General features: G+C 53.6%; 11 protein-coding genes. 8 read left to right on the top strand and 3 right to left on the bottom strand.

Annotated features, from left to right (window positions below; translation table 11 throughout):
* Window positions 1-15 precede the first annotated feature (15 nt).
* The 6 genes from HOV93_RS09675 to HOV93_RS09650 are packed head-to-tail and all read left to right on the top strand — an operon-like array spanning window position 16 to window position 9,314.
* Complete coding sequence (locus HOV93_RS09675; protein WP_207396296.1) at window positions 16-699, top strand: MotA/TolQ/ExbB proton channel family protein; 684 nt, start codon at window positions 16-18, stop codon at window positions 697-699.
* Window positions 700-715: 16 nt separating this feature from the next.
* Window positions 716-1,228, top strand: a complete 513-nt coding sequence (locus tag HOV93_RS09670; protein ID WP_207396295.1) for an ExbD/TolR family protein — start codon at window positions 716-718, stop codon at window positions 1,226-1,228.
* On the top strand, window positions 1,225-1,932 hold the full coding sequence (locus tag HOV93_RS09665; RefSeq protein WP_207396294.1) for an ExbD/TolR family protein: 708 nt from the start codon (window positions 1,225-1,227) through the stop codon (window positions 1,930-1,932). Before HOV93_RS09670 ends, HOV93_RS09665 begins: the two co-directional genes overlap by 4 nt.
* 59 nt (window positions 1,933-1,991) lie before the next feature.
* Window positions 1,992-5,399, top strand: coding sequence for an outer membrane protein assembly factor BamB family protein (locus HOV93_RS09660; RefSeq protein WP_207396293.1), 3,408 nt, complete (start codon window positions 1,992-1,994; stop codon window positions 5,397-5,399).
* 38 nt (window positions 5,400-5,437) lie between these two features.
* Window positions 5,438-7,756 (top strand): ABC transporter substrate-binding protein, encoded by a 2,319-nt coding sequence (locus HOV93_RS09655; RefSeq protein ID WP_207396292.1) that lies wholly within the window; start codon window positions 5,438-5,440, stop codon window positions 7,754-7,756.
* A gap of 58 nt (window positions 7,757-7,814) precedes the next feature.
* A complete protein-coding gene (locus HOV93_RS09650; protein ID WP_207396291.1) occupies window positions 7,815-9,314 on the top strand; it encodes a hypothetical protein in 1,500 nt (499 codons plus the stop codon).
* 6 nt (window positions 9,315-9,320) lie between these two features.
* On the opposite strand, the gene HOV93_RS09645 is transcribed toward HOV93_RS09650, so the two are convergent.
* Window positions 9,321-10,718: a serine/threonine protein kinase gene (locus HOV93_RS09645; protein ID WP_207396290.1), complete on the bottom strand. Its 1,398-nt coding sequence runs from the start codon at window positions 10,716-10,718 to the stop codon at window positions 9,321-9,323.
* Window positions 10,719-10,863: 145 nt separating this feature from the next.
* Window positions 10,864-11,520 (bottom strand): RluA family pseudouridine synthase, encoded by a 657-nt coding sequence (locus HOV93_RS09640; RefSeq protein WP_207396289.1) that lies wholly within the window; start codon window positions 11,518-11,520, stop codon window positions 10,864-10,866.
* A gap of 30 nt (window positions 11,521-11,550) precedes the next feature.
* Between HOV93_RS09640 and HOV93_RS09635 the strand changes: the two genes are divergently transcribed.
* Both HOV93_RS09635 and HOV93_RS09630 read left to right on the top strand, forming a co-directional pair.
* On the top strand, window positions 11,551-12,135 hold the full coding sequence (locus HOV93_RS09635; RefSeq protein WP_315853381.1) for a Maf family protein: 585 nt from the start codon (window positions 11,551-11,553) through the stop codon (window positions 12,133-12,135).
* A gap of 2 nt (window positions 12,136-12,137) precedes the next feature.
* Window positions 12,138-12,419, top strand: coding sequence for a hypothetical protein (locus tag HOV93_RS09630; protein ID WP_207396288.1), 282 nt, complete (start codon window positions 12,138-12,140; stop codon window positions 12,417-12,419).
* On the opposite strand, the gene HOV93_RS09625 is transcribed toward HOV93_RS09630, so the two are convergent.
* The gene (locus HOV93_RS09625; protein ID WP_207396287.1) at window positions 12,416-13,363 is read right to left on the bottom strand and encodes a class I SAM-dependent methyltransferase; all 948 of its coding nucleotides are present in this window, start codon (window positions 13,361-13,363) and stop codon (window positions 12,416-12,418) included. The genes HOV93_RS09630 and HOV93_RS09625 overlap by 4 nt on opposite strands.
* Window positions 13,364-13,700: the final 337 nt, after the last annotated feature.

Here is a 13,700-nt window from a genome sequence, read left to right as displayed (position 1 = left end):
TCAGCGGAATTGAATATGGACATAACTGGACTGACTCAAATCTTCGCGACGTCGATGTACGGAGCACTAGCCCTGATTGCTTTATGGGGCATGTACTGCGTTACTATGATTTGGGCCCGCGTCGCACAAAAACGATTTCGCAACGAAGCCCAGCAGGACGCGTTTCTAGATGCGGTGGAAGAACCGCTCGAACGTGGCGACTTTGAGGAAGCGAGTGAGATCTGCGAATCAGATCCGCGTGCCCTGCCCCAACTTGCTTACCTGGCCATCGAGAACCGCGAGATTGGCTACTCGCAGGTCAAGCAGCTCGTCGTCGAACGCTTTCAACGCGACGTCTTAGCGGATCTCGATCATCGCATTAGCTGGGTCAACACCGTGATTAAGGGAGCGCCGATGGTGGGACTGTTGGGCACGGTGACTGGGATGATGGGGGCCTTCGCCAAGCTGGCAGCCGCCGAAAAGGTCGATGCGGGAGCGATGGCCAGTGATATTAGTTTGGCTTTGATTACGACTGCGTTAGGGCTGGTGATCGCGATTCCGCTGACATTTTGCTTGAACAGTGTGAATATCCGAATTCGCAAGATGGAAGACCTCGTCGCTGTCGGGCTGACACGCTTCATGAGCAGTCTACGAGAAGCGATTGCCACGGAAGCAATGAGCGAGTTGGAAGAAATTCAACCGGTACGTTCTTCGAAATAACAAGCGAAAGACGATCATGTCTGACGAACTGATTGAACTCGAAGAAGGCGAGATCATGCCGGCCCGCAAAAGGCCGCAGGAAGCGGATCTCGACATCACTCCGATGATCGATATTACTTTCTTGCTATTGATTTTCTTCATCGTGACTTCCAATTTGCAGCAGCAAACGGCGGCAGACATGCCGCAAGCGAAGCACGGCACGACGGTCTCTTCGACCGACTCGGCGGTCATCACGATGACGGCCAGCGAAGCAGAAGGTCGAGCGGTTGTATATTTGGCCGACGGAATCACGCCAGAAGCCAAAGCGGAAGAGAACGACCTGAATCGACAGGAAGAAGAAATCGCCGACTATATCGAACAAAGCTTTGCCGGAACTGCCGGAAATGGAATGCCCAAGCGGCAATTACTTATTAAAGCCGATGGCAAAGTCCCTTCCGGAGAAGTCGCACGTGTGGCACTAGCCGCTACGCGCAGCGGTGTAGTCGACGCCGTCGAACGTCTTTATTTAGGGGTGCAGGAAAAACCGTGAGCACTGGCGTTTTCCGATTTCGATGTCCTGCCTGTAGCGACCTTCTGTCGGCTAGTGTCGACATGATTGGCGGGACAACGTATTGCTCGAACTGCGATACGCGGTTGGAGATTCCCAAGCCAGCACGTCTGAGTGATTCGCACGATGAAGAAGAGTTTTTGGAGTTGACCGCGGAAGATGTGGTTCAACCTCAGCCCAAGCCGCGCGAGTCTGAAAATGTGGTTGCTCAGGAACAGCCCGTCAAGTTTTCGATGCATCGCGAAGGAGCGGACGGGGAACTGGATCTTACGCCGATGGTCGATGTGACCTTCCTGCTGCTGATCTTTTTCATGGTAACGGCCTCGTTCCAGGTTCAAAAGTCGATGGAAGTGCCTGCTCCGAAAGACAACGCTCCTAGTGCGGTCTCGCAGCAGCAAGAAGATCCGGAGGATGATCCGGACAATATTCTGGTCCGGATCGATTCATTCAACACTTACTACGTTGGCTGCGCGGCGTGGGACCAGGAACGGGAAGCACCGAGCGAGCAAGAGCTTTATCGTCAGATCCGCGAAGCTCGAGCATCAAACCCGGCCCAGCCACCGCGAACACTTTTGGTGATTGCCCATGTCGAAGCCTGGCACGAGAAAGTGATATCCGCACTCGATGCAGGAGCGGATGCCGGCGTCGATTCAATTCGGTTAATGTCGACCGAGGAAGATTTATGACAACTCGGTAACCAGCCTAGATCCAACTGATTCGTTCACTAGCAGAGAAATAAGCCACGATGAACATTTCGGATTTCATCGACCTGATCGAAGCCCACGACTATATGGCCGATAATCAAATCGCCGCCATTCGTCGACAATTGAATCGTGGGCAACTAGATGTCTCGATCGAAGAATTGGTGGGTTTCTTAATTGATCGACAACGGCTGACAAAATACCAGGCGAAAAGGCTACTCGCGGAAGCGCGTTCTGGCGTGACGGCCGAAACGGCTCCGGTCAGTGAAAGTCGACGTCGAGCACAGCAAAAGTGGGTGAACGCAGCCCCGGTCAAGGAAGAAATCGTCGAGCCAGAGGCCGATGATCTGGTCGCGTTGGATGGCATGCCCAGCGACGAAGATGCTGGCGCGGACGATCCACTGGGACTGGGAGGCGTGGACGGATTTTCTAGCGAAATCGATGAATCCGATCCCTTCGCAACCGGCAGCAAGGGCAATGCGTCGGCCCATAAAAAGAAGACAAGCCGGGCCAATCCTTGGGACTCGCCGCTGCTATTGTTTGGCGGTGGGAGTCTCATCCTGTTGGTCTTGGTGGGCGGCTTGCTGTATTTCTGGCTTGCATTTGACAGCGGCGACGACATGTTTCAGGCTGCTGAGAAAAGTTACCGAAGCGGATCGTACGTCCAAGCTGGTACCGAGTACGACAAGTTCATTCGACGCTTTCCCGATCATCCCAGCACTCCGCTGGCCGAGGTTCGGCTGGCTATGGCCGTTCTGTGGAACATGGTAGAAGGTGGTAGCGACTGGGAAATGGCCCTGCAAACAACGCAGGAATATTTGCCAGAGATTGACGAATCTCCAGCGTTTGATCAGGCTCGGCCCGAATTGGCGACCATTCTTCCAGAGATAGCTTCTGGTCTGACCGCGCGTGCTCAACAGTCTGGAAGCGTCGAAGAAAAGCAGCGTCAGTCCGATTTGGCAAGTGCAGCGATGGAGTTGGTCAACGACCCAACCTACCTTCCTACCTCGCTTCGTGAAGCCCAGCAGTCGCGGATCGAAACGATCGAGATGAGCCTGGTCCGTGTTCGACGCGAGATCGATCGTGATCAAGCCAAAAATGAGACCCTCGCCAAGATTCAACTAAGCACGGCCGAGGGGAAATTTCAGGAAGTGTATCAACTGCGACGATCGCTGGTAGACGCTTATCCGGGACTTCGCGCCGACGAACGCTTGAGCCTAGCCGTATCGGAGGCTGCCACGAAATTAGTCGACCAAGTTATTCCGCTGGATAATTTTCCGGCCCCTATCACCGATGACGAAAGCGGTATGAAACTGCTGTCGGAGGTAACCCTGGTACAACGCGAGCCTGTCTTACCGGCATCTGCAGGTAGCGAGACGGCAGTCTTTCGCCTGGATGGGACGGCCTATGCGATCGAGGTCGACTCTGGCAAGCTCTTGTGGCGTCGATACGTGGGCATCGACGAAAATGCCCAAGCAGTCTCTTGGGTAACCGATAACGAAAGATCGGTCGCCGCCCTGATCGACACGCGAGAGAACCAGCTTCTAGCGATCGATCAACGAACCGGAGAGGTTCTCTGGCGGCAGAAATTTGATAGCCACTTGTTCCGCCCTAAGGTGTTCGAAAACTCGGTAATCGTAGCGGAGCGTAGTGGGAAGGTATGGAAGATCGCCCGCGAGACAGGAGAAGTAATCGCCGCGGTTCAACTACCGCAAGAGATCTCCGCCCCGCTGGGGATGTTGGAAGAGGTCGCCGGCGTCTATGCGGTGGCCGAGCATTCTAATGTGTATGTTCTATCCCCAGACAATCTGATATGTGGCGAGGTCATTCCGGTTGGGCACGAAGTGGGAACGATTTCGGTCGAACCAACCGGTACGTTGAGGCATTTGTTTCTCTTCGAGAACGCCGGGCTTGAGTATAGCTTTCTGCATCTTTATAGCGTCGATGCAAGTGGAGGCAGCGCCAAACTCACGCAAGATGTCGTCCGGCAAGCTGGTCAAGTGCTGGTGACGCCGATCATCGCCGATTCTCGCGTAGTGGCTACGAACGATCGAGGTGAGGTACTGGTCTACGAAGTCAATACCGCGGCCAAGGATGTGCCGGTACGCCTGGTTGCCGCGACCAAAGCCGACAGTTCTGAACCGATCCTCGGGTATGCTGCGGTTAGTCGCGGAGATCTATGGGTTTGTGATCGTCGTATGACGCGATACGTGATGCAGCTTTCGCGTGGTTCGGTTGTGCGGAAGATGGTCGATCACGATGGGGATACGTTCGTTTCCAATCCTCTTATTCGCGGCGACAAAATTATTCACGCACGACGAAACGCAGGGGCCGATGGTTTTGTGATCGAAGCCCAACGCATTCAGGCCAACAAGCTGGAAGATATCTGGCAAACGACCATCGGTACCCCAACCGTCGGTCAGGCGTTTACGCTTAAAGAAGCAGGGGCACCGTTGGTGGTCACCTCGCGCGGTGCCGTTTATCCGCTTCCTAAGCTTGGTATGGGGAGTGCTCAGGTGCTGGACCAGCCGCAGTCCAAGCTGGATGTCACGACCAAGCCATATCATTTCAGTAGCGGTGAAAAGTTGGATGACTCCAACCATGTATTCTTTCCCCCTGATGAAGAAAATCGTTCCTTGGTGGTCGGCACGCGTGGCGGCAAAGTGGTCTCGCGTGTGGTTGCCTGGGAGATTCCGGCGACTGCCAGGTCAACTCGGCCGCGTGTATGGAATGATTACGTCTTGGTCCCAACCAAGATTGGGCAAATCCTGGTAGTTGATGCCAAGTCGGGGGCCGCTGATGTTCAACCTTATCAGCCGGAACTGGCTTTCGGCGAAACAATTGATTGGTCGTATCCAGCGGTTGTCGGTGGTTCGACGCCATCAGTGATTGTGAGCGATCAACGCTCGCGACTCTTCCGCCTGGCAGTGGAGACTAGTCCAGAGCCCCATCTGACCGCTCTGGATCAGGTCAAGCTGACCGAGGCATTGTCAGGCCAGTTGGCGGTCGCTGGTCTCATGCTTGTAGGAGTCAGCAACCAAGCCGAGCAGGACGTGTTGCGTCTATTTCAATTGCCGGAACTGGCAGAGCAAGAGCCCATCGTTGTTTCTGGTGATGTTGTCCTGCCTCCTCAATCCGTAAGTGGCCGTGTTTACTGCGCGACCACCGAAGATGGGTTGATCGCGATTCGGGACGATTTCTCGGTCGCCTGGAAATGTCCTCTTGAAGTTCAAACGATTGCCTGTGGTCCGGTCGCAGTGAATAACATGCTCGCCCTCTCCTTTACCCAGGGGCAAGTGTGGTTGATTGATGAAGCCACCGGAGAATTAGTGACGGAATTCGATGTCGGAGAGCCACTCGTCGATGGCTTATCGTACTTCGATGGCCAACTATGGGTTCACGGGTACGATGGCACGCTGCATGGGATTGCCTTGGAAGGGCTGGCCAAATGATGCGTTCATGCAAGCAAAGGAATGTTACTGCGATAATCATGCTTCTGCTGGTGATGATTTTTATCGGCATGAATGCTCCTCTGTTGGCGCAAAAAGACGAGCAAACTGAAGAGCAGCAAATTCCGGTCGAGATGACCAAACCGCTTGTCGAACGCGAGCCGTACGATCTGCTTACTGTCGCCTCGTCGAAGGACGGCAAGCCACTGCGTATCAAACCAGTCAATGCGGCTGGTTTCCGTGCCGGATCGTCCCAGCGGAGTGGGCAGCTAACAATAGAACTGGTCGATATCCCCGGGAGAACGTTTCGGGTCGCCTGGCAGAGTGTCACGGTGTATCAGCCGTTCCCGCAATTGTTGCTCGAAGAAGCTAAAGAGAACCTGAAGGATAAGCAATTCGATCTCGCGTTTCGCTATTTGCAGCGATTAAACGCGGAGTATTCCAATTACCCAGGCGTCGAGCAACTTCTGGAAGAACTGCTGGTTCAGAACGCCTTAGAAAGATTTCAGGCCGGGGCACTCGACGAGGCGTTAGGCATGCTTGAAGAAGCGAAACGCAAGTTCCCGAAGAAGTCGGGGATCGACAAGTCGATAGAAAGTGTCGGCTTGCGTTTGGTGCAAAAAGAGATCGATGATCGTCAGTGGCAATCGGCTCGCAAATTGATCGAGCGGTTCGAGAACGTCTATGGCAAGGAGTTTGCCGAGAGCATCGAACGCTGGAAGGCAGACTTGGCCCGTCGATCTCGACAGCAGCTGGATCGCGCCAAGCAGCAAATCGAAAAGAAAGATTATCGCGAGGCGTTGCAAGCGACCAACTTGGCATTGGCGATTGATCCTTCCGTTCCCTCCGGCAGAGAGCAACTGGCGGAACTCGTTCGGCGTTATCCGCAGGTCCGCATCGCCACACTAGCCGCCGGAGAAGCCGTTCCTCCTCATGGAACGTTGACGTGGAGCGGTCGACGCAATAAACGACTTTTGTATCGTGATCTCACCGAGATTGTCGGGTACGGGCCCGAAGGGGGCGAATATGCATCGCCGTTCGGTTCTGTCATTCGTCCAGTCGATCGATTCGAATTGTCGATCGTGCTCCGTGATCGCCTGACGCCTGTCACCGGCTTTGATTTATCACGCCAGTTTCAGGACCCTGCTTCGCAAAAGGACGAAATCCTGGCAGGTCTGACGCCGCTGATTGAAAAGATCGCCGTCCGTGAGATTCGGCAGGTTGACCTTCGCTTGCGATTACCTCATGTGCGGCCGGAATCGCTTCTGGGGTTTGTTCCGCGTAAAGGAGACGTCTCCCAATTCCCTATTCCACCCAATGGTCCTTATCGCCAGTTGAAGGTTAAGGAAGATGGTCAGAGTTTTGTCCCGGAAGAAAGCATGAGTTTGTCTTCTAGTCGGCCCCCTAGCGAGATCATGCTGTTACCCTTTGAAACGACTTTCGATGCCATGCTTGCCTTAGAGAGTGGCGACGTGCACATGGTCGATCGGTTAGATCCAGCAACGGCTGCGCGGTTGTCGGCTGATTCGCCTGAAGATCTGGTCGTCGATCACTATCGAGCCCCGACCATGCATGTCTTGGTGCCAAATTTGAATAACCCTTATCTTAAGAACCGCGACTTTCGCCGAGGCTTGTTGTACGGCATCAATCGCCAAGAAATTTTGCATTCACGGCTTTTAGGTGGAAAGGAATTGGATGGATGCCGCCTGGTTAGTGCGCCGATTCCCATTGGCGTAAGTCCGGACGATCCGGTTTCGTATGGATACGATTTATCGATTCCCCCACGTAACTACGAACCGCAGATGAGCATCGCCCTGCAGAAACTGGCCGAAATTAAATTGCGGGAAGAAGCCGAAGCAAGCAATGAAGCGTTAATTCCACTTTCGAAGCTGGTCATTGGTCATTCCAATTCCGAAGTTTCCCGGCAAACTTGCCTGGCTATCGTGCAGTATTTCAAACGATTGGGGCTGCCTTGTGAGTTGAAAACGGTCAGTCCCGAGGTGACCGACCCGGCGGAAGTCGATGTCGATCTGCTGTACGTCGAGATTCAAGTTGCGGAGCCACTAGTCGATGTGCCTCGGATGTTTGATAGGTACATTCCCAATGTTCATCAGACACAATATTTTCAACTCGCTTTGCGGCAAATGGGGCAATCAAGAAATTGGCAGGAAGTTCGCGAGCGGTTCTGGTCGTTGCATCGACTAGCTCATGATGACCTACTGATTCTGCCACTTTTTCAACTTCAAGATCATTTTGTGTACCGGCGGTCGCTCGGAGGCGTTGGCTATCAACCGATGACATTGTTTCAACAGGTGGAACATTGGGACCTCGCTCCATCTTGGGATGTCGCTAAGAATTGACTTTCCACTTATGACGTCAACTAAGAAAACTTGTCGATGGCTGATAGGAGCATGCCTGGTGTTGCTCTTGGGGCCGGCGTTTGCCCAGGCAGAGCACTTGCCGTGGGAGATCGCTCCATATCGAACGTTGGTCTGGATCGAGACCCTGCAAAACTGTCATTTGGATGCGGCATTTTTCAAACGTTTCGTCAACACGCTCGACGATCAACGTTACGCGACCAGCGGATCTGTCTTGGCGACCGACATGCAGCGTGCCCCCATGCCGCTTGCGCGGTGGTTTGCAGGCGACCTTGCCTCATCGTCCTTCGTTAGCCGTCTAGAAAATCGCGATCTTAAGGTCGATGACTACGATCGCATCCAATTGATTTCCATCGAGCGGGACGGCGATTGGACGATTACATTTCGTGAGTTCGATACTCTCACGCGGACTTGGGGTAGCGTCCATCGTTCATCCGTCCGTCAACAATCGCTCCTTTCGACGGCCATCTTGCGGATCATTTACGAAAAGTTCGCTGCCCTCGCAAAAATAACCGATGTCGAGAAGCCCAGTGTATCCTTGGCTCTCAAGGCGACGACCTTGATCGAAGAAGAAAACCATACTCGCGAGAGACGTTTGCTCGACGGAATGACCTTCTCTTGGCCGGTTGAAGATTTCGATTGGAAAAAGCCACCAGTACTCGGGCCTTCGGTAGTGAGTGATGCAGGCCGACTGCCTGGCAGTATGAGCGTGGGCGAGGCCTTGCAGCCGATCTTGCGTCGCAACGATCGCCAAGGCAATCTTGTGCCCAGTAATGGAATTATGGTTATGCCGTGGACCTATGTACGCTGCGATGTGAACGATGGCCTGCAGTTCAAGGGAACTATGATCTCCGGTTACACCCAGCCCCTGCCAGGCCGGCGAAATGTCCGTACGCAGCGTTTGGCTTTGGGCGTTCAGCCGGCGTACGACGCGACCGATCTTAAGCTGGTCGATAAATCGACCGATGCGACTGCTTTGGCCGGGTACGAAATCTATTCCAAAGAACCATCTGGCCCCAACTTGCTTGGTGCATCCGATGCCCGTGGAAATGTACGGATCTCCAGGGATCCTCACTCTGCGGTTCGTGCATTGTACGTGCGAAGTGGTGGCAACCTGCTGGCCCGTCTGCCGGTGGTGCCCGGACACGAACCTTTGGTGACCGCGCGAATTCCCAACGACAGCCCTCGATTGTTGGCCGAAGGCTTTGTGGAAGGGTGGCGGGATCAGCTTGTCGAAACAATGGCCCGCCGTCAAATTCTCGCCCAGCGAGTGCAACGGAAGATCGAGTTGGGAGAACTCGACGATGCCGAGAAATGGCTCGCCGAGTTGCAATCAGGACGTACCGTCAATGAACTGGCATTCGAGCTTCGGTCGGCGAAAGGACAATTCTTGAAGGAGAATCATCTCGATCCGATGATCAAACATCGAATCGACGAATTGTTCGAGAAAGGGCAACGCTTGGTAACCCAGGACAAGAGCTTGCTCATCGAGGGCAAACTGGCCAAACAATTAGAAGAGGCCCAAAAGGCCCAACGTTAATGCACGCTATTGGCTGATAACGGTGGCGACATAGGCCACAATAGCCCCAAACACGGCCGAGGCCGGCAGGCCGAAGACGAGCGCCATGATCAGTTGCTTCTCCCGACGCGTGTAACGCGTGACGATTGGAATGGGAGGAGGAATCGCAGCCGATTTTCGAGAATCACGAATCGTTTTCGTGTCTTGATCCGTCATGAGAGCCTGGACGGTCGACTGCGAGTATTGGCTTCCTTGCTCGGCACTTGATCCCGAGCCTGACTCGGAAAGCTCGTAGATGTTCGAGCCAGCCTCCGTGTCGTTCAATCGAGCCGATTCCGCACCTGTGTAAACCGGAGGTGGTGGCTGCCAGGCCGATTTGATCGGCTGACCGGTGAAATCAGACGCACGATGGTCGGAAGCCCACGGCTCGAGTCGGGCCACTACTTCGCTGGCCGAGGCGATACGGCGAAGCGGATCTTTTTCCATCATTTCGGCGACGATCTCGACCAGTTCGCGATCGATGTTCGGATTGAAACGATGCGGATGCAGAGGTGGTTCTTCGCAGTGTCGTCGTGCTTTGTCTTTTACATTGCCACCGGGAAAGGGAACTTTGCCCGTTAACGCGTAATAGAAAGTACACCCCAACGAGTAAATGTCCCATTTGGCAGAGACATCGTGCGGATCGCGAATTTGTTCTGGGGCGAGGTAATCGATGGTCCCAACGATTTTTCCGAGTTTGGATTCTTCGGAATTGTCATTCATGAAGTCAGCCAAACCCAGGTCGGAAACCTTCGAGGTACCGTCTCGAGTGACCAAAATGTTGCCTGGCTTCACATCGCGGTGAATCAGCTTCTTCTCGTGGGCATACGCCAGGCCACGAGCGGCCTGCGAGATGATGCTTGCCCCTTGATGTTGATTGAGGTGACCTTTTGCGCGAACCAGGCGGCGAAGATCGGTTCCTGGGACATATTCGGTTACTAGAAAGTGAACGTTTCCATCCTGTCCGGCATCATAAGCGCGAACGAGGTTGGCATGGTCCAGCTGGGCCTGCATGCGTATTTCGCGGAGGAATCGGCCGATGGACTCTGGGGTCGATCGCTGCTGCGGCAAAACCTTGATGGCGACTTCGCGTCCCATGAAGTTATGCTCGGCCTTGAATACCTGACCCATGCCCCCCTGCCCGATCCAGTCGGTGATGACATAGGGACCGAGAGTTAACTTGGTAAGCCCTTTCGACAACTGATCGGCCTGATACTGCGTGAGCATATTGCAGTTGATCAGGTATTCGGAAAGTTCTTCATCCGAAAACTCGTGTTTGAGCGAGCCTTCGCGCAGCGTCTTCATGGCGTCCTCGAGCTGCTTGGCAGTCACGAGGCCGCTGGCAAGCGCGGAATCTCGAAATTTCTTAGTCTGAGAGCTGGGCACCGGAAAGATCAATTGAAGAGGCTTGAGGCACTACTAGTTTAACTTTCGACTGCCGTTTTTGGGGAGGCTTTGCCTACCATTATTCGCCAAAAAGCGGAACATTGTTCATGTTTATTTACTTTAGTGAACGCTGTAAGGTTTTATTTCACAAGAAGTTGTGCCAAATTGCGGGGATTGGTGCGATTAGCGTCAGCTTTTGTTTACTTACGGGATGCTCGATTATCAACTCTGCGGCATGCAATGCGATGCCTGCCGGAAATGGGATGGAACTCCCGTACTTTCGGTCTCCCAAAATGGGCACGCGGCGACTTGCTAGTTGAACGCGTATTTGATGCTTGCGACCCGTTATTAGTTTGATGGTCAGGTGGTAGCCAGCTTTGACGGCTTCGACCGACTCGATCAGGAGTTCACCCTTTTGGCCTCCGGCCGTTTGATGCCGGGATGCGATCATGCGGTGATTTTTTTCGTCTTTGCGGATCCAATCGGCAAGTTGGCCGGTTTCTATAATACCGTTACCAGCGACGATGGCCCGGTAAGTCTTGGTGGTGGTTCGCTCTCGAAATTGTTCATTGAGACGTTTTGCTGCCTTGGAAGTCCTGGCGAAGAGCAAAACACCGGTAACCATACTATCGAGACGACTCACGACACCCAGGTAGACGTTGCCGGGCTTGTCGTACTTTTGTTTGAGATACGCTTTTACCTGGGTGACCGCGCTGGTTTCCCCTTCGCTAACCCCCATGGTCGGAAGGCCTGGCGGTTTCATGATGGCGATCAGGTGGTTATCTTCGTACAGAACTTCCAAGGGAGCCAACTTAGCACTTTCGGTAAATCAATGATGGCGAAATTCGCTGTATCTCTTATTTTGGCCAGTCAGTCACCTCGACGGCAACTCCTGTTAAGGGAGGCGGGTTACGATGTTATGGTAATCCCTCCGAGCCCGGATGCGGAAACCCCTCCTCGTCTAGACGAAGCGCCACGCGAATCAGTTCTACGGATCGCACGAGAAAAAGCCGAAGATGTTGCGTGTCGCTTGGACGAAGGAATTGTTCTCGCCGGAGATACCTTGGCGGAACTCAACGGCCAGCCGCTGGGTAAACCCACAAATCGTGATCATGCTCGCGAAATTTTAAGAGCGCTGCGTGGGAAGGATCACTTCGTATGGTCGGCCATTTGTCTATGGTGCCGGCCGAAGGACCAAATATTGGTCGATGTCGATCGCACGACTGTAAAGATGGCCCTGCTTTCTGATGACGAGATTGAAGATTACCTCGATTCTGGCCTTTGGGAGGGCAAAGCCGGAGCGTTTGGTATCCAGGACCGAACTGGCTGGGTGAAAATCGATGAGGGAAGCCTTACCAATGTGGTTGGACTTCCAATGGAATTGCTTTCCCGAATGCTGAGTCAGATGAACGAGTAAATTTGAAGAAAACAGCTTCGCCGCCCATGAATGGATCGTATCAGCACGCTACTTCTTGGCTGAAGTGGACCGTTTTGGTTCTCGCAGTACCGGCTGTGTATGTACTGAGCAGCGGACCAGTTATTGGCCTGGCATTCTGGCTGCGTGAGGCGACCGGTTGGGATGGCTTCTACCACGTAATGTGGTTTTATCTTCCAATCCTCATGCTTGGGCACGAAAACCCACTCGCTTACTACATCGAGTGGTGGGTGATCGAGGTGTTTGATACCGTCGGCCCAGGCTAAAACCCGCCTTGGTAGTCGGAAAGCAGCTCTCGATCCGACAAAATAGTTGGGCTTTTTCGACCTAAGAAGAAAAAGGCCGAGGCGGCGTCCATTGCCTGTTTCTTTTTGGCGAGGTAGTAGTCGAAGTACTTCAACCAGAAGAAGGAAATTCGCGAGGCAAAGCTGACCGCTCCCCGCATTCTTTGCGAAGAGAAGAAACTGAGCAGAAAGTATCGCAGCGACCAGGCGAGTGCAACGCCGGGGCCGCAACTGATCCCGCTGTCGATTTCCTCGAAGTGTCGAAATAACCGCCGATGCCCTAGACGTGTAAAGCGAGTGAAGTCGTACTGGCGGCCGTGTACCTGCTGGATAAAAGGAGTATCCGCGTAAACGACGCCGTCATCCTTTAAAACGCGATGAATCTCATTTACGCAACGCGTCGGATCGACGACATGCTCCAAGACAGCCTGAACGATGACCGCATCGAAGACGCCATCACGAAACGGCAAATCGTGGGCATCACAAATGACTTTTGTTTGGGGTCCCCAGGAAACGTCCGTTTCGACCCATTCGATGTCGAGATCCTTCAACGCGTTACCCATGCCAGCTCCGACAACACCACCGCCAACAACCAGAACACGCGTACGCCCCGGTCGGCTTTTCAGTAGATTCAGAAGCTGCTGGGCATTCTTATCCGCATTGATATTCAGGGAGACGTCCGGTATCCGGTGACTAATCCATTCGCGCCATTTAGGGATCGAACGAAAGAAGGTGTCTTCCTTTTTCAGGAAGGATTGCGTGTCGAAGATGCTGTTGTCTTCACGAACCAGGATCGGCACGCCTTCAGTGGTCGGGAATTCCGCAGCACAGTCAGCATTCGTACAGGCAACGGTATCACCACGTAACTCTAGCCCTTGATGACACTTAGGGCATGAGGCAATCTGCCAATCGAGAAACGTTGCCATGCGATGTGAATCCTTGAAATGAAGACAAAATCCTTACGGAAATCGAATCAAGGATAGGTCGGAAATCGTGGCAGGCAGTGTAATTCACGGCCAAAGCACCAAAGTAGGGGAATAGAAGGCAAGCAGAGAGGAGCTGTGATCGGCACTGGCCGCCGGAACTACCGAGGCTTTTAGATGAGAAGGATGAAGGTCGTAAGTTTACCATTGGGTAAGGGCACTAAAAAAGCCCCGCTTTTGCAAGCGGGGCTTTGAAATGTAAATGAATCCGGCGATACCTACTTTCGCACTGGTGGGCACTATCATCGGCTGGGTGTGCTTAACTGCTGTGTTCGGAATG

This window comes from Bremerella alba (assembly GCF_013618625.1).
GTDB lineage: Bacteria > Planctomycetota > Planctomycetia > Pirellulales > Pirellulaceae > Bremerella > Bremerella alba.
This window is presented reverse-complemented; position numbering and strand designations above follow the sequence as displayed.

Excerpts from the sequence above, each read along its gene's own strand:
- HOV93_RS09675 (WP_207396296.1), top strand. The coding sequence starts at position 16 with ATGGACATAACTGGACTGACTCAAATCTTCGCGACGTCGATGTACGGA.
- HOV93_RS09670 (WP_207396295.1), top strand. The coding sequence starts at position 716 with ATGTCTGACGAACTGATTGAACTCGAAGAAGGCGAGATCATGCCGGCC.
- HOV93_RS09660 (WP_207396293.1), top strand. The coding sequence starts at position 1,992 with ATGAACATTTCGGATTTCATCGACCTGATCGAAGCCCACGACTATATG.
- HOV93_RS09655 (WP_207396292.1), top strand. The coding sequence starts at position 5,438 with ATGCTTCTGCTGGTGATGATTTTTATCGGCATGAATGCTCCTCTGTTG.
- HOV93_RS09635 (WP_315853381.1), top strand. The coding sequence starts at position 11,551 with ATGATGGCGAAATTCGCTGTATCTCTTATTTTGGCCAGTCAGTCACCT.
- HOV93_RS09625 (WP_207396287.1), bottom strand. The coding sequence starts at position 13,363 with ATGGCAACGTTTCTCGATTGGCAGATTGCCTCATGCCCTAAGTGTCAT.